The 16417-nt window shown below is 73.6% G+C and carries 13 protein-coding genes; 8 read left to right on the top strand and 5 right to left on the bottom strand.

Features of this window, described 5'->3' with window-relative positions:
- The coding region (gene wecB, locus PV350_RS34850; RefSeq protein WP_500337548.1) for a non-hydrolyzing UDP-N-acetylglucosamine 2-epimerase at positions 1-1189 on the bottom strand (1189 nt) is incomplete at its 3' end.
- A gap of 84 nt (positions 1190-1273) precedes the next feature.
- Entirely contained in the window at positions 1274-2518 is a 1245-nt protein-coding gene (locus PV350_RS34845) for a glycosyltransferase family 2 protein (protein WP_499511299.1), read from the bottom strand.
- A 527-nt stretch (positions 2519-3045) separates the two neighbouring features.
- On the opposite strand from PV350_RS34845, the gene PV350_RS34840 reads away from it, so the two are divergent.
- The 4 genes from PV350_RS34840 to PV350_RS34825 are packed head-to-tail and all read left to right on the top strand — an operon-like array spanning position 3046 to position 8850.
- Positions 3046-4914: a DUF2334 domain-containing protein gene (locus PV350_RS34840; protein WP_500337547.1), complete on the top strand. Its 1869-nt coding sequence runs from the start codon at positions 3046-3048 to the stop codon at positions 4912-4914.
- Complete coding sequence (locus tag PV350_RS34835) at positions 4911-5975, top strand: glycoside hydrolase family 113 (RefSeq protein WP_500337546.1); 1065 nt, start codon at positions 4911-4913, stop codon at positions 5973-5975. The genes PV350_RS34840 and PV350_RS34835 overlap by 4 nt, the downstream gene beginning before the upstream one ends.
- A 38-nt stretch (positions 5976-6013) precedes the next feature.
- Complete coding sequence (locus tag PV350_RS34830; RefSeq protein WP_500337545.1) at positions 6014-7843, top strand: alkyl/aryl-sulfatase; 1830 nt, start codon at positions 6014-6016, stop codon at positions 7841-7843.
- A gap of 26 nt (positions 7844-7869) precedes the next feature.
- Positions 7870-8850, top strand: a complete 981-nt coding sequence (locus tag PV350_RS34825; protein WP_499516797.1) for an alpha/beta fold hydrolase — start codon at positions 7870-7872, stop codon at positions 8848-8850.
- Here PV350_RS34825 and PV350_RS34820 read toward each other — a convergent pair whose 3' ends face one another.
- The 3 genes from PV350_RS34820 to PV350_RS34810 all read right to left on the bottom strand — a co-directional run bounded on the left by PV350_RS34820 (position 8851) and on the right by PV350_RS34810 (position 11327).
- A complete protein-coding gene (locus tag PV350_RS34820) occupies positions 8851-9753 on the bottom strand; it encodes a hypothetical protein (protein ID WP_499511295.1) in 903 nt (300 codons plus the stop codon).
- A gap of 33 nt (positions 9754-9786) precedes the next feature.
- Positions 9787-10809 (bottom strand): class I SAM-dependent methyltransferase, encoded by a 1023-nt coding sequence (locus PV350_RS34815; RefSeq protein WP_499511294.1) that lies wholly within the window; start codon positions 10807-10809, stop codon positions 9787-9789.
- Between the two features lie 119 nt (positions 10810-10928).
- Positions 10929-11327, bottom strand: coding sequence for a VOC family protein (locus PV350_RS34810; protein WP_499511293.1), 399 nt, complete (start codon positions 11325-11327; stop codon positions 10929-10931).
- 199 nt (positions 11328-11526) lie between these two features.
- Here PV350_RS34810 and PV350_RS34805 point away from each other — a divergent pair, with 199 nt between their 5' ends.
- The 4 genes from PV350_RS34805 to pepN all read left to right on the top strand — a co-directional run bounded on the left by PV350_RS34805 (position 11527) and on the right by pepN (position 16394).
- A complete protein-coding gene (locus tag PV350_RS34805) occupies positions 11527-11721 on the top strand; it encodes a hypothetical protein (protein ID WP_500337544.1) in 195 nt (64 codons plus the stop codon).
- 69 nt (positions 11722-11790) lie between these two features.
- Positions 11791-12390 (top strand): sortase domain-containing protein, encoded by a 600-nt coding sequence (locus PV350_RS34800; protein WP_500337543.1) that lies wholly within the window; start codon positions 11791-11793, stop codon positions 12388-12390.
- Positions 12391-12631: 241 nt separating this feature from the next.
- Positions 12632-13885: an acetamidase/formamidase family protein gene (locus tag PV350_RS34795; RefSeq protein WP_499511290.1), complete on the top strand. Its 1254-nt coding sequence runs from the start codon at positions 12632-12634 to the stop codon at positions 13883-13885.
- A gap of 100 nt (positions 13886-13985) precedes the next feature.
- Complete coding sequence (pepN, locus tag PV350_RS34790; RefSeq protein ID WP_500337542.1) at positions 13986-16394, top strand: aminopeptidase N; 2409 nt, start codon at positions 13986-13988, stop codon at positions 16392-16394.
- Positions 16395-16417: the final 23 nt, after the last annotated feature.

Raw genomic sequence — 16417 nt, 5'->3', positions numbered from 1 at the left:
GAGTACCACCGCATGGCGACCGCGGGCAATCCCTTCGGCGACGGGCGGGCGGCGGGACCGCGGAGGAGAGCGTGGTGGGCACGTCCTCGCCGAAGTCCTCGGCAAGCTGGGCGAGCACGCGTTCCGCCGCCCGCCCGTCGCCGAAGGGATTGCCCGCGGTCGCCATGCGGTGGTACTCCGCCGGGTCGTCCAGCAGCCGGCCCGCGGCCGTCAGGATCGCCTCGGGGTCGGTGCCGATCAGCCGGGCCGCGCCGGCCTCCACGGCCTCCGGCCGCTCGGTGGTGGTACGGAGCACCAGCGCGGGCTTGCCGAGGCTCGGCGCCTCCTCCTGGATGCCGCCGGAGTCGGTGAGGACCAGCTCGCAGTCGGCGAGGGTGGCGGCGAAGTCGGGGTAGCCCAGCGGTTCGACGACGTGCACGGCGTGATGGCCGGTCAGTTCGGGCAGCAGGGCCTCGCGCACGGCCGGGCTCTTGTGCAGCGGCAGCAGGATCTCCACGTCCCCGCGCTGGCCGAGCCGGCGCAGCGCGCGGCCCATGGCGCGCATCCGCTCCCCCTGGTTCTCCCGGCGGTGCAGGGTGAGCAGCACCCGGCGGCGGCCGCTGCCCGGGAAGGCACTGCGGCCGACGCCCTCGCCGAGCACCCACAGCAGGTTGTCGATGACCGTGTTGCCGGTGGTGAACACCTGGGTGTCGGGGGTGCCCTCGGCGAGCAGATGGGCGGCGGCCCGCGGGGTGGGGGCGAAGTGCCAGCGGGCGATCCGCCCGATCAGCCGGCGGTTGAGCTCCTCGGGGAACGGGTTGTCGAGGACGCCGGTGCGCAGGCCCGCCTCGACGTGGGCGACGGGGACGCGTTCGTAGAAGGCGGCCAGCGCCCCGGCCAGCGCGGTCGTGGTGTCGCCCTGGACGATCACCAGGTCCGGACGGTCGTTCCTGATGACCTCGCCCAGCCCCTCCACCAGACGGGCCGTCAGCTCCGAGAGCTGCTGGCGCTCGCGCATCACGTCGAGCCCGGCCCTGGCCGGCACCTGGAGCAGCTCCAGCATCTGGTGGAGCATCTCGCGGTGCTGTCCGGTGGTGACCACGATCGGCTCGAACAGCTCCGAGGCCGCCATCGCCCGGGCCACGGGGGCCAGTTTGATCACCTCCGGCCGGGTGCCGAGGACGAGCATCGCGCGGATCGTTCCCGTCATTCCGGGCGATTCGGATGGGTGAGCGGACATGGTTCCCCCTGGGACGGTGGTGCAGGTGATCGGGACGAGAAGGAGTACGGGCCGTCAGGTGCGCGCGGTCTTCAGCCAGGTGCGCTTGCCGGTGAGCATCCGCCACAGGCCCCACCAGCCGGCGGCGAACCAGATGTAGCCGTAGAGGATGAAGGCGTGCGCCACCAGGACGGAGCGCACCAGCCCGAGCGTGCGCTCGCGCTTGGCGTAGACGAAGCCGTAGACGTAGGCCGCGGTGAAGGAGAGCAGGTACGGGCCGAGCAGCCACATCGGCGAGACCAGCGGCCGGCCCTCCTGGAACGAGGCGGCGACGGTGCCGCCGACGGCGACCAGGAAGGACAGCGGCAGCAGCGAGGTGAGCAGGATCAGCACCGGGCTGGACAGGTGGTAGAGCAGGTCCAGGGCCGGGCGGGTGGCGACCTCGCGCAGGATCAGCGGCACCAGGCCGGCGGACTGCAGGTGGCCCTGGAACCACCGCGAGCGCTGGCGCACCAGCCGCCGTACGTCGAGCACGGCCTGCTGGGAGACGGCCGCGGTGGTGCAGTACTGGTTGCGCCAGCCACGCGCGATCAGCCGGACCCCGAGGTCGAGGTCCTCGGTCAGGCTGTCGCTCCAGGGGCCGTCGCCGCCGAGCGTGTCGAGCGCGGACAGCCGCATGAACTGCCCGTTGCCGCCCATGCCGACGCTGCCCAGGAAGCGGCGGGCGCTCTGGAAGACGTCGCCGTAGACGACGAACTCCATGTCCTGCAGCCGGGCCAGCAGCCCCAGGTGCCGGTTGTACATGCGGACGCCGATCTGGACGGCGCCGGTGGCCGGGTCGTCGAAGTACGGGTCGACGGCCTGGATGGTGTGCGGGTCGAGCCGGCCGTCGGCGTCGACGACGCAGATGATGACGTCCTCGGGGGCGCGGTGGCCGAGCAGTCCGGCGGCCCGCAGGTGGCGCACGCCCGCGTTGAGCGCCGCGCCCTTGCCGCGCCGGGCGTCGGGGAGCCGGCGCCGGTAGAGCCGGACCCGCGAGCTGTCGGCGGCCCGGGCGACCTCGGACGTACGGTCGTCGGAGGCGTCGTCGATGACCAGTGCCACGAAGCTGTCGGCGGGCAGTGAGGCGATCCGGGCCAGGCTCTCGGCGAGGACCTTCTCCTCGTTGAGGCAGGCGAGCAGGAAGACGTAGAAGCGCTGCCGTCCCGGCCGGCGCACCCGGCGGATGTGGCGCCGGGAGAGCAGGAACAGCGTGGTGTTGTAGGTCCCGGCCAGCACGATCAGCGCGGTCGCGGCCCACAACGCGAACTGGCCGGTCATGACCGGCCCCCGGCGGGGCGGCCGGCCGCCGCACGGGCCGAGGGGCGGCGGAGCCAGAGTCTCGCTGCCATCAGACCGAATGCGATCAGGCAATACAGCAGGAAGCCCATTCCTGCCGCTATTTGTAAACCCCTGGCGAACGGAATGCCAGGAACAGCCCTCGAAGCCGTGGCCATACCGGCCAGCGGCAGCATTGTGCCCAGTGCGGGCCTTCCGTACATGAGTGAGTCCCCCCAATGCGTTCCGGCGCGAAAGGCGGTCCGGAACTCCAGGGCAGGAAGTTAGCAGATACTTTTTGATGATCATCGCCTGATAGGTGGTGCGTGGGGTCGCGCGCGGGGCGTGCGCCCGTATCGCCGCAGCTCCGGGGTGTGCGTTGAAAGGGAGATTCACCCTTCCGGGGGCTTTGGGTTTCCATGCCGGAATGAAAATCGAACGAGAGGCGAATCCGATGATCGTGTTGACAGCGGGCATTGCTGCTCTGAACAATCGGCGACCTGTTCTGAACCGGTGCAATGGGGGGAAACATGCAATCCCGCATCAGGAGGCCCGGGAAGTCCCGGGTCTCCGTCATCGTCATGCTCATCACGGCCCTCTTGGGGTTCGCATTCCTGTCCGCCCCGGCCGGCGGCGCCGCAGGGCGCGGCCCCGCCGGCAAGGGCGACCACCGCCACCGCGGCGAGCTCCTGGGCGGCCGCGCCGGCCTCGGCAAGGTCGACTTCACGGGCTGGGCCACGGCCCAGCGCGCCGCCGACCGGGAGCGGCGCGCCAAGGGCCCGGTCCGCGGGGGCGGCCTGCCGCCACGGGCCGGCCGCGACCTGACCGCCGCACGCGCCCCGCTGGCGGCCGCACCCGCGAGGGGGGCTGCGGCCGCCGCCGGCACCACCGCGCTGGTGCTGTACGACACCGCCGGCCCCTACGGACACCTCGGCGAGCTCTACGCCATGGCCACCGCCAACCTCGCCGGCCACTTCGGGACCGTGACCGCCAAGCCCGTCTCGCAGTACACCGCGGGCATGGTCAACCAGTACACGGCCACCTTCTACATCGGCTCCACCTACTACGGCGGGAGCATCCCCGACGCCGTCCCCGCCGCCTTCTACCAGGACGTGGTCACCACCACGCGCCCGGTGACCTGGTTCGCCGACAACATCTGGTCGCTGGCGAACGCGACCGGGGTCGCGCAGTTCCGGACCAAGTACGGCTGGGACCCCACCGCGTCGTACTTCGAGGCGAACGGCAGCGTCGGCACCGTCACGCAGGTGACGTACAGGAACCAGAACCTCACCCGGAAGATCCCGGCGGGCCAGGACGGCGGCGTGCTGCGCCCCGCCATCTCGTCGGGGCCCGGCTACCCGGCGGTGACGCGGCTGGCCACCGCACGCGACACCAGCACCGGCACCGACTTCCCGTGGGCCGTGCGATCGGGCAACCTCACGTACGTCGGTGAGATCCCCTTCGCCTACGTCTCCGAGAGCGACCGGATCATCGCCTTCGAGGACCTGCTCTTCGACTCCCTCGCCCCCGCCACCGCCGAGCGGCACCGGGCCATGATGCGGCTGGAGGACATCAGCCCCAACTCCGACCCCGCGCAGCTGCGGGCCATCGCCGACTACCTCGCCGCGGAGCAGGTCCCCTACGGCATCAACGTCATCCCCGTCTACACGGATCCCAGCGGCACCTACAACAACGGCCGGCCGCAGACCGTCACCCTGGCGCAGCGTCCCGAACTGGTCACCACCCTGAAGTACATGCTCCAGCATGGTGCCGTGCTGATGAACCACGGCTACACCCACCAGTACGGGAACACCGCCAACCCCTACAACGGCGTCACCGGCGACGACTTCGAGTTCTACCGGGCCCACGTCGACGCCTCCGACAACGTGGTCTACGACGGCCCGGTCGCCGGGGACTCCGCCCTGTGGGCGCAGACCCGGGTCACCCTGGGCCTGGCCCAGTTCGCCCTCGCGGGACTGCCGGTGCCCAGGCTGTGGACCACCCCGCACTACGCGGCCTCCGCCACCGACTACAAGGTCTTCGCCCAGAACTACACCGCGCGCCTGGAGCGTTCGCTGTACTTCTCGGGCACCCTCGGCGGCAGCACGGCCGACCCCAACCGCTTCATCGGGCAGTTCTTCCCGTACGTCGTCAAGGACGTGTACGGCACCACCGTGCTCCCCGAGAACATCGGCAACTACGAGCCCGAGGCCTACAACAACCACCCGGCGCGCCTGCCGGCCGACCTGATCGCCTCGGCCAAGGCGAACCTCGCCGTCCGCGACGGCTTCGCCAGCTTCTTCTACCACCCCTACTACCCGGTCCAGCCGCTCAAGGAGACGGTCGAGGGCATCCGCGCCCTCGGCTACACCTTCGTCAGCCCCGCGACCGCCGCGTGACCCTGCTCCGGAGGACCGCCGCCGCGACCGTCGCGGCGGCGGTCCTCGCCCTCACCGGGGGCTGCACCACCGTCGGCGCCCGGCCCGCGGACCGCCCCGACGACCGGCCGCACGAGCGCCCCGGGGACGCCGCGGGCGACCGTGTCCGCGGCATCGCGCTGCCCTCCTGGGCCGCGGACGACTACGACAGCCCCGCCGCCGGGCGCTACCTGCGCGGCATCGCCGCCACCGGCGCGCGCTGGGTGTCCTTCACCCCCACGTGGTACCAGTCCGGCGTCCACGACACCTCGATGCGCACCACCGAGGAGACCGCGAGCGACGCGAGCCTGCGGAGGATCGTCCGGGCGGCCCATGCCGCCGGCCTGAAGGTGCTGCTCAAACCGCACGTCGACCTGACCGGCGGCGGCGACCGGGCCGGCATCACGCCCACCGACCCCGATGCCTGGTTCACCGCCTACACGCGCTTCATCACCCACTACGCGGAGCTGGCGGGCGGGCTCGGCGTCGAGCAGTTCTCCGTCGGCACCGAACTGGCCGGCACCTCGCGGGACGGCGGGCGCTGGCGGGCGGTGATCCGCGCCGTCCGGGACGCCTACGACGGCCCGCTGGTCTACGCCGCCAACTACGACGAGTACGAGCAGGTCCCCTTCTGGGACGCCCTCGACCTGATCGGGGTCGACGCCTACTGGCCGCTGGCCGAGCGCCCCACCGCCGACGTCGGCCGGCTGCGCGCCGCCTGGCGGCCCGTCATCCGGGAGCTGGCCGGCTACTCCGCCCGGCACCACCGCCGCGTGCTGTTCACCGAGGCCGGCTACGTCAGCCAGCGCGGGACGACCACGGCCCCGTACTCCTGGACCGTCAGCCGGCAACCGGGGGAGGCGGAGCAGGCGGCCGCCTACCAGGCGTTGCTCGCCGCCCTGGACGGGGAGCGCTGGTGGGCCGGGGTGTGCTGGTGGATGTGGGACGACTGGCCGGACAGCGGGGAGACCCCGGCCCGGCTCGCGTACAGCCCGCGCGGCAAACCCGCGGAGGAGGTGCTGCGCCGCTGGTGGCGCACATGAGCGTGACAATTCAGGCGAAACGCTGACATTGTGTCGTCATGACGGCTCTCGCACCCGGCGCAACCGAGGACACGACGGACTTCGCCGACGCCGACCGGGGATTCCTCGGTGCCCTGACCCCCGGCCGCGTCACCGACGGCGACGGCCGGGTGGTCTGGGACGGCGACGCGTACTCCTTCCTGCAGGGCCCGTGCCCCGACACGGCGCACCCCGGCCTGTGGCGGCAGAGCCGGCTCGCCTCCCGGCAGGGGCTGTTCGAGGTCGTCGAGGGGATCTACCAGGTACGCGGCCTGGACCTGTCGAACATGACCCTCGTCGAGGGGGACCGCGGGGTCGTCGTCATCGACCCCCTCCGCTCCGCCGAGTGCGCCGCGGCCGCCCTCGCCCTCTACCGCGAACACCGCGGGGACCGGCCCGTCACCGCCCTCATCTACAGCCACTCGCACGTCGACCACTTCGGCGGCGCCCGCGGTGTCCTGCCGCACGGTCACGACCCGGTGCCCGTCCTGGCCCCGGCCGGCTTCCTGGAGCACGCCGCCGGCGAGAGCGTCGACGCCGGGGTCGCGATGACCCGCCGCGCCGTCTACATGTACGGCTCCGAACTGCCCAAGGGCCCGGCCGGGCAGATCGGCTGCGGCCTCGGCCAGACCGCCTCCACCGGAACCGTCACCCTGATCCCGCCCACCGTCCTGGTCACCCGCACCGGCCAGGACGAGACGATCGACGGCGTCCGGATCATCTTCCAGCTCACCCCGGGGGCCGAGGCGCCCGCCGAGATGAACTTCCACTTCCCCGCCAAGCGGGTGCTGTGCATGGCGGAGAACGCCACCCACACCATGCACAACGTCCTCACCCTGCGCGGCGCGCAGGTCCGCGACGCCCGGCTGTGGGCGCACTACCTCAACGAGGCCCTCGTCCTGTTCGGCAACGCCTCCGACGTCGTCATCGCCTCCCACCACTGGCCGACCTGGAGCCGCGAGGGCATCCACCGGCTGCTGTCGCACCAGCGCGACCTCTACGCCTACCTCCACGACCAGACCCTGCGGCTGATCAACAGGGGCCTCACCGGCAGCGAGATCGCCGAGGAGCTGACCCTGCCCCCGGCCCTGGAACGGATCAACTCCAACCGCGGCTACTACGGCTCCCTCAGCCACAACGTGAAGGCCGTCTACCAGCGCTACATGGGCTGGTTCGACGGCAACCCGGCCCACCTGTGGCAGCACCCCCCGGCCCAGGAGGCACGCCGCTACGTGGACTGCCTCGGCGGCACCGACGCCACCGTCGCCAAGGCCAGGGAGTACGCCGAGGCCGGCGACCTGCGCTTCGCCGTCACCCTGCTGGGCCACGCCGTCTTCGCCGACCCCGGGCACGCCGCCGCGGCGGAGGAACTGGCGCTGCTCTACGAACGGCTGGGGCACGGCTGCGAGAACGGCCCCTGGCGCAACTTCTACCTGATGGGCGCCCAGGAACTGCGGCAGGGCGTGACCCGGACCCCCGTCGTCATCGCGAACCCGGAGCTGATGGCCGCCCTGACCGTCGACCAGCTCATCGACTCCCTCGCCATCCGCGTCAACGGCCCCAAGGCCTGGGACGTCCACCTGACCATCGACTGGCGCCTCACCGACGAGCACCGCACCTGGCACCTGACCCTCTCCAACGGCGCCCTCACCTACTTCTCCACCCAGGACGGGCGCCCCGCCGTCCGGCACGCTGACCTGACGCTCACCCTCAGCCGGCCCGAGCTGCACCGGCTCCTTGCGGGCGGCCGCTTCGAGGGCGTCGACCACGAGGGGGACCTGAAGGTGGTCGCGACCCTGGTCGGTCTGCTGGACGCCGCCGACCAGGACTTCCCGATCGTCACCCCGTGAGGATCCGCCCACGCGCGCCCCGCACCGTGGTCCACCACCGCACCGTCGAGGCGAACGGGATCCGGCTGCACATCGCCGAGCAGGGCGAGGGCCCGCTCGTGCTGCTGCTGCACGGCTTCCCCGAGTGCTGGTACTCCTGGCGCCACCAGTTCGCGCCGCTCGCCGCCGCCGGCTACCGGGTGGTCGCCCCCGACCAGCGCGGCTACGGCCGCAGCGAGCGGCCCGGCGCCGTCGACGCGTACACCGTCCTCGACCTCGTCGGCGACGTCGTCGGGCTCGTGCACGCCCTCGGCGAGAGCCGGGCCGTCGTCGTCGGCCACGACTGGGGCGCCCCCGTCGCCTGGCACACCGCGCTGCTGCGGCCCGACCTCGTCCGCGCCGTGGCGGGCCTCAGCGTCCCGCCGACCTTGCGCAGCGGCGACACGCCGCCGCTGCGGTCCATGCGCGAGCTGTACGACGGGCGGTTCTACTGGAACTACTTCGAGCGGCCCGGTGTCGCCGACGCCGAGTTCGCCGCCGACCCGCGGACGACCTTCCGTCGTTTCCTGTACGGCGCGTCCGGCGACAACCCCGCCAACGACCCGGTCCCGGTCCAGCCCCTGGTCCCGCCCGGGGGCGGCTTCCTCGACCTCGTCGAGGAGCCCGGGGAACTCCCGGACTGGCTCACCGACGAGGACCTCGACGCCTTCGCCGCCGAGTACGCCGAGGCCGGCTTCACCGGCGGGCTCAACTGGTACCGCAACCTCGATCGCAACTGGCGGCTGACCGCCCCCTGGGCCGGTGCCGCCCTCCAGGTCCCCGCCCTCTACGTCACCGGCGACCGCGACCTCGTCCACGGCTTCCCGGGGATGTCGGAGCTGCTCCCGGTGCTGCGGGAACTCCACCCCACGCTACGCGAACCGGTGGTGCTGTCCGGCTGCGGCCACTGGACCCAGCAGGAGCGCCCGGCGCAGGTCAACGCCGTGCTGCTGGACTTCCTGCGGGAGGTCGCACCGCCCACCGGCTGATCACGTGTCGCACTCCAGCACGGTGCGGCACAGCCCGCACCGTGCCTTCACCCGGCCGCGCACGGGCACCCGGATCCGCTGGTGGCACGTGGGGCAGGAGAAGGAGACCCGCTGGGGGTCGGCGCCCTCGAAGGCGTAGCCCGCCGCCGGGTACGCCCCGCCGCGGCGCCGGTCGTGGGCGTACCGGCGGCGGCCCGCCCAGCCGCAGCCCACCATCGGCGGATGGCGCAGATCGGCCTCGGCGAGCCGCAGCCCGGTCCGGTAGGCCTCCTGGGCCCTCGGGCTGGTGAGCCACGGCTCGATGTCGTCGCCGAAGGCCTGCGCCCGCTTGGCCAGGACGTAGCCGAACTCCTCCGGGGTGAGGTAGCCCAGCTTGGACGCGGCCGTGGTCAGCCGCTCCCCGAGCAGCGCCGGCTCCTCCCGGTAGGAGTCCAGCAGCAGCCAGCCCGCGCCCAGGTAGGTCGTGGCGGTGTCGGTGAGGATCTCGTTGTCCCGCACCCCGGGGTACTCCAGGCCGAGCCGGTGCAGGTAGACGTGCATGACCTCGTGCGCCAGCACCGCCCCCACGTCGCGCCGGTCGTCCCGGAAGCGCGCGTGCAGCTCCACGAAGTACTCGGGTCCGGCGGCCAGTTCCACGTTGCCCGCGTGCACCATGTCCCGGAAGCTGACCACCATGCGGGCCTCCGGCAGCCGGAAGTGCTGCACGATGGCCCGGGCCACCCGCTGGGCGCCCAGATGGAGGTCCTCCTCCGCGGGGAACGCCACGGCTTCCGGGCGCACGCTCGCGGGGAAGCGGCTCACCGTGTCGTACGACAGCCGCCGGTACAGCGCGGTCAGGGCGGCCCGGACCTTCTCCAGGTGCGGGAAGCCGTGTTCGATCGGGCTGGACGACGGCTCGGTCACGGCGCCTCCCCGGGCGGGTACGACGCTTCGAGCCTACGCGTCGACCCAGGCCGTTGTCGCCGTGCGTTCCGGCCCCGTGCCGCTCGCCGAACCGCCCACCGGCACCCCCAGCGCGGCCAGCCGCTCGGCGGCGGTCGGCGCGGTGCCGCCCTCCGCCTGGTACACGCTGACCAGCAGCCGGCCGCCCGGCTCCACGAGTTCCGCCAGCAGCCTGCGGACCAGGTCGCCCAGCCGGCGCTCGGGCACGCAGTCGACGAGGGTGTGCACGAAGGTGAACCGGCCGCCGTCGGCGGGCCGCCAGTCCAGCGCGTTGCCCACCGCGATCCGCCCGGCCCACTGCGGCAGCCGGCGCCGGGCCAGCGCCACCAGGCGCGGGGCGAAGTCCACACCGTGGGGCTCGACCACCCGGCCCCGCTCCGCCGCCCACCGCCGCACCGACTCCATCAGCAGCCCGTTGGCGCAGCCGACGTCCAGGAACGTGCCGTCCTTGTGGAGCGCCTCGACCACCATCGAGCGCCGCGCCCGCCACTGCTCCGGCTCCCGGCCGAAGCCCGAACCGCCCTCGGGCGTGGTCGCCCGCAGGTAGGCCGGCTCCAGCAGGCGCAGGTTGTCGGCGAAGTACGAGGCCTCGTCCTGCTCCCGGAAGGAGCGCTCCGCGTCCAGCACGGCATGCCGCTCGGGGCCGTGGGGGAGCAGGCCCGCGATCGTGCCGGCGTCGGCCACGACCAGGTCCGCGTCGGCGGCGTGCGGCCGCCGGCCCCGGTACCGGTCGCCGTCCAGCCAGGCGTAGAGCCGCTGTTGCCCCGCGTCCCAGGCGAAGGGGTGCACCCGCTGCCGGTAGTAGCCGGCGCTCTCCAGCGGCACCCGGGCGGCGGTGTCGAGCATCCAGTCCTCGCCGGGCAGCACCTCGCCGGACGGCAGGCGCACCACCCCGTCCGCGCCGCGCACCGCACCCGCCAGGCCGCCCGGCAGGAACGGCACGAAGGTGACCCGGCGCACCGACTCGGGGTCCGGGTCCTCCTCGACCAACGCGTACGCCGTCCGCCGTGCGTCCATGCCGTTCCCCTTCAGCCGAGTGCGTTCGCCCCGGCCCGGCCCGGGCGGGACGTGCTGCCTCCGCACCCGGCGTCGGCACGGGAACACCGTACAAGCGGCCGCCGGCAGCGGGCCGCCGCTCATCCCGTGACGGCCGGCCCCGGCGTCTGCCCGTAGCAGAGGCAGAACGGGTGCCCGGCCGGATCGGCGAAGACCCGGAAGCCGCTGCGCTCGCCGCCACTGTCGTGCAGGAAGGCGGCGCCCAGCGCGAGGACCTCCTGGTGGGCGCGCTCCACGTCGGCGCGGGTGGGGACGTCGAAGTCCAGGTGGAACTGCTGGGGGTGCTCCGGATCGGGCCAGCGCGGCGGCCGGTGGAAGGGCACCTCCTGGAAGGCGATCCGGGTGCCGTCCGGGGCCGTCAGGGTCACCCACGAGGGGTCCGCGGTGTCCAGGGCCCAGCCGAGGATCCCCTGGTAGAAGGCGCCCAGCGCGGCCGGGTCCGGGCAGTCGATCACGGTGCACTGCAAGGTGGCGATCATCCGACGAGCCTGCCCGGCCTCCTCCTGCGGACGCAAGGCCCGCCCCCGGGACCATACTTTCGGCTGATACGGAACAGGTCGGCCGGGGGAGGCCCCGGCACCCCGGGCTGCGTACGGTGGGACCCGTGGCCGGCCGTCCGTCGCCCGGCGGCCGGCCACGGCATCCGTACCGCCGTCGCCCGAAGGACCCCCACGACCGATGTCCGCCGCCTGTGCCGCCTCCGCCGTGACCGCCCCCGCCGTGACCGTCCGCAGCGCCTCCGCCCGGATCGCCGCCGCCGTCGCCTGCCGCGCGGTGCTCGCGTCGGTGCTCGCGGTGTTCGCGGTCCTCGCGGTGTGCGTGGCCAGGGCGGCCGGGGTCCCCGGCACCCTGGGCGGCCCCGGACCGGCGTGACCGGCGCGTTCCTGCTGGGAGCGGGTGTCTGCGGCGTCCGCTACGCCGTCCGCCCGAGGTGAGGGGGCGATGAGGATGACGCACCGTCGCATCAACGTCCTCGCCCTCGTCCTCCTCGCCGTCGCCGCCGCCGCGACCACCTGGGCGGTCACCCGCGCGGGGCAGGGCGCCGCCGTGGTCCACGGCAGCACGCCCGCCCGCGCCTCCGACCCGGCCGGGCACACCCCGGTGCGCATCGACATCCCCAGCGCCGACGTGCACGCCCGCGTCGTCGACCTCGGGATCACCGACGACGGCACCCTCCAGACCCCCGCGACCGAGCAGGGCCGCTACGCCGGCTGGTACGACCGCAGCGCCGCCCCCGGCAACACCGGCACCTCCGTGATCGTCGGCCACGACGACGGCGGACGCGGCCGCGCGGTCTTCCACGACCTGCACGCCGTGCGCCGCGCCGACACCGTCGTCGTCACCCGCCGTGACGGCAGCCGTGCCCGCTTCACCGTCACACGGATCGAACACGTCCCCCGGCACTCCTTCCCCGCCCAGGACCTGCGCACGGACGGCGGCGTGCCAACGCTGCGGCTCGTCACCTGCGCGGGCGACCGGCACGACGGCCACCGTCCCACCGGGGCGCTGGTCGTGCACGCGACCGCCGTCCGCGCCTCCTGAGCGGCGCTGCGGGCCGGGGACCCCTCCCCACCGCCCCGGTTGCCGCGGCATTTCCGGCGGAGGATCGTGAGGAGCGGGGCTGTCCTCGCGTCGGATGCCGGAGCCGAGCGCCCTCCCCGCCGCGGGCCGCCCGGCATCCCGCCGCCTCGGGCGCCGACCGGCGGACCCCGGGTCATCCCCCGTCAGCCGGGTCGCCTCGGGCACCCGGGACGCAGGGTCACGGGAGGCCGTGATGTGCTTCGTGCATTCTGGTACCGCAGGCGCCGGCAGCCTGGTGCAGCGGGCCTCCGCAGGACCGGCCGCGGCCGCGCTGTCGGCACTGGCCGCCGGGGGCGGGACGGTCGGCGGCATGGACGTCGCCGGCTCCGGCAGCCCGGACGTGACGACGGGACCGGACGGGGACAAGGTCGTGGACGGGTTTGGCCGCGTGCTGCACAACCGGTGGAACCGGGACCTGCCCCCGGTGACCACGGTGCGGCCGGGCGAGGTCGTCCAACTGCTGTGCCGGGACGCCCTGGACATCGGGGCCGCGGCCCGGACGATGACCCCCGAGGCGACCCTGACCATCGACCTGGGGAAGGTCCATCCGCTCACCGGCGCCATCGAGGTGGAGGGCGCGAAGCCGGGCGACATCCTCGAGGTCGAGGTCCTGGACGTCGCCCCGCTGGTGGACTTCGGCTACGTCGTCGTCAGTCCCGCCCTGGGCCTGTTCGGATCCCTGCGCCCCGAACTGCTCGCCCCGCTCGCCCCCTGGAGCGAGGCCTCCCAGTTCAGCGACCCCACCCCCGGACCGGCCGCCGGTGCCCTGCCGGAGGACCAGCCCCACAACAGCGGCGCCCCGTTCCTCCAGTTGTTCGGCTTCGAGCGCGGCCAGAGCACCGGGTTCGCCACGTTCACCGGCGCCGACACCGGCCGGCAGGCGCGTATCCCCATCGCACCCTTCATGGGGATCATGGGCGTCGCGCCCCTGCGCAAGGGCATGTACCGCACCTTCCCGCCCGATGTCAGCGGCGGAATGGGCGGCAACACCGACATCCGGCAGCTGGTCAAGGGAGCGCGCATACAGATCCCGGTCTACGCCGAGGGCGCGCTGTTCTCCGCCGGGGACGGGCACATGGCGCAAGGCGACGGAGAGGTGACCGGGACGGCCATCGAGACGCTCATGGCGGTCACGCTGCGGTTCGCCGTCATCCCGGACACGGTGATCGCCGGTCCCCGGGCCGTCGTGCCCGCCGCGGACCCGACCCAGCTGGCCATGCCCGAGGAGATGCTCGCCCAGGGTTACTACCAGACGACCGGCACCGGACCGGACCTGATGGAGAACGCGAAGAACGCGGTCCGGGACATGGTCGACTGGCTCGCCGTCGACCAGGGGCTGAGCCTGCACGAGGCCTACACGCTCTGCAGCGTGGCGGGCGACCTGAAGATCAACGAGACGGTGGACCTGCCGTCCTGGCTCGTGTCGATGACCCTTCCGCGCGGCATCTTCACCTGACGGCACGCCGGCCCGGACGCCCGGTCGACCGGCCCGCGCGACCGTGGGTCGCGGCGAACCGCCGTGCGCCGCGGACCGGGCATGGGGCAGCATGAACCGCATGCCTGTTCTCACACGTGCCGAGGCCGAGACCCGCGCCCGGCGGATCGCCGTCCAGCACTACTCCGTCGACCTGGACCTCACCCGCGGCGACGAGGTGTTCGGATCGACCACCGTCATCCGCTTCACCGCGCTCGCCGACGGCGACACCTTCGTCGAGCTGAAGCCCGCCGCGCTGCACGGCGCCGTCCTGGACGGGCGGTCGCTGGACCCCGCGTCCCTGGACGACAACCGGCTGCCGCTCACCGGGCTCGCGGCCGGCCCGCACGAACTGCGGGTCGAGGCGGACATGCGCTACTCCCGCACCGGTGAGGGCATGCACCGCTTCACGGACCCGGCCGACGGCGAGACGTACCTGTACACCCAGCTCTTCCTGGACGACGTGCAGCGCGTCATCGCCGCCTTCGACCAGCCCGACCTCAAGGCGGTCTTCGAGGTCGCCGTGACCGCGCCCCCCGCGTGGACGGTCCTCGGCAACGGCGTCGCCGAGCGCACCGGGGAGGCCGAGGGCCGCTGGCGCGTCGCGGCGACCCCGCCGATCAGCACCTACCTCCTCGCCGTCGCCGCCGGACCCTGGCACTCGGTGCGCACCGAGCACGCGGGCCTGCCGTTCGGGCTGCACTGCCGCCGCTCCCTCGCCCCGTACCTGGACGCCGACGTCGAGGAGCTCTTCGACATCACCCGGCGCTGCTTCGACCGCTACCACGAGCTGTTCGAGGAGCCGTACCCCTTCGACTCCTACGACCAGGCCTTCGTCCCCGAGTTCAACGCGGGCGCGATGGAGAACCCGGGCCTGGTCACCTTCCGCGACGAGATGGTCTTCCGTTCCGCCGTCACCGACACCGAACGGCAGACCCGCGGCATGGTCGTCGCCCACGAGATGGCCCACATGTGGTTCGGCGACCTCGTCACCCTGCGCTGGTGGGACGACATCTGGCTCAACGAGTCCTTCGCCGAGTACATGGGCTACCAGGTGCTCTCCGAGGCCACCCGGTTCACCGGGACGTGGACCGACTTCGCCGTCGCGCGCAAGGGCTGGGGGTACGACGCCGACCAGCGCCCCTCCACGCACCCCGTCGCCCCGGCCCCGGAGGCCGTCCCCGACACCGCCTCGGCGCTGCTCAACTTCGACGGGATCTCCTACGCCAAGGGTGCCTCCGCGCTGCGCCAGCTCGTCACGTGGCTCGGCCGCAAGGACTTCCTCGCCGGCATCAACGACCACTTCGCCCGGCACCGCTTCGGCAACGCCGCCCTCGCCGACTTCATCGACTCCCTCGCCCGCGCCACCGACCGCGACGTCCACGCCTGGGCCGACCGCTGGCTGCGCACCACCGGCGTCGACACGCTCACCCCCGTCCCCGTGGGCGCCGACGGCGGCTGGCAGCTCGACGTCACGCACCAGGGCAGCCGCCCGCACCGCATCGCCGTCGCCGCTTACGACCGCGCCGACGCCGACCCGGCGCAGCTGGTGCTGCGCGAGCGCTTCGAGACCGACGTGCCCGCGGACGGCGAGGCGCCCGGCGCCCGTCCCGGCCCCCGCCCCGACCTGGTGCTCCTCAACGACCAGGACCTGACGTACGCCAAGATCCGCTTCGACGGGCAGTCCTGGGACACCCTGGTCGCCGCGCTGCGCGGCCTGCCGGACCCGCTCAGCCGCGCCCTGGTCTGGAACGCCGCCCGCGACCTCGTCCGGGACGGCGAACTCCCGCCCGCCGCCTACCTCGACGTCGCCCGGGCCCACCTGCCGTACGAGACCGACATCGCCGTCGTGCAGGGCGTGCTCGGCTTCGCCCGGGGGCAGATCGCCGACCGCTACCTCCCCGCGGCCGAACGCCCCGGCGCGCTCGCCACCCTGGAGGCGCTCGCCCGCGACCTGCTCACCCGTCAGGACCCCGGACTGCGGCTGGCCGCGGCCCGCGAGCTCATCGCCGCCACCGCGGACCCCGGCGCCCTGCGCGGCTGGCTCACCGAGGGCACCCTGCCCGGCGGGCCCGCGCTCGACCCCGAACTGCGCTGGCAGATCCTCACCCGGCTCACCGTCCTGGGCGCGGCGTCGGCCGAGGACATCGCGGCCGAACTGGACTCCGACCCCAGCGCCACCGGCCAGGAGGGCGCCGCCCGCTGCCGGGCCGCGCTGCCCGACCCCGAGGCGAAGCGCGACGCCTGGGCGCGGATGTTCGACGGCGACACCCTGTCCAACTACCTCTTCACGGCCACCGCCCAGGGCTTCTGGCAGCCCGAACAGCTCGACCTCGTGCGCGAGTACGTGCCCCGCTTCTTCCCCGCCGCCGTCGCGGTCGCGGCCCGCCGGGGACCCGCACTCGCCGAGGCCGCGGGCCGCGACCGCGACGGCGGCGGGGAAGAAGCGGGGCCGCGACTAGCCACCCAGGTCGACGTGCTGGCTCTATAAAACAACGGAGCTGCCCAAAAAAA

It is taken from the genome of Streptomyces sp. PA03-6a, assembly GCF_033792765.1.
Taxonomy (GTDB): Bacteria; Actinomycetota; Actinomycetes; order Streptomycetales; family Streptomycetaceae; genus Actinacidiphila.
The sequence above is the reverse complement of the archived record's forward strand: the minus strand, read 5'-3'. Positions and strand labels throughout refer to the sequence as shown.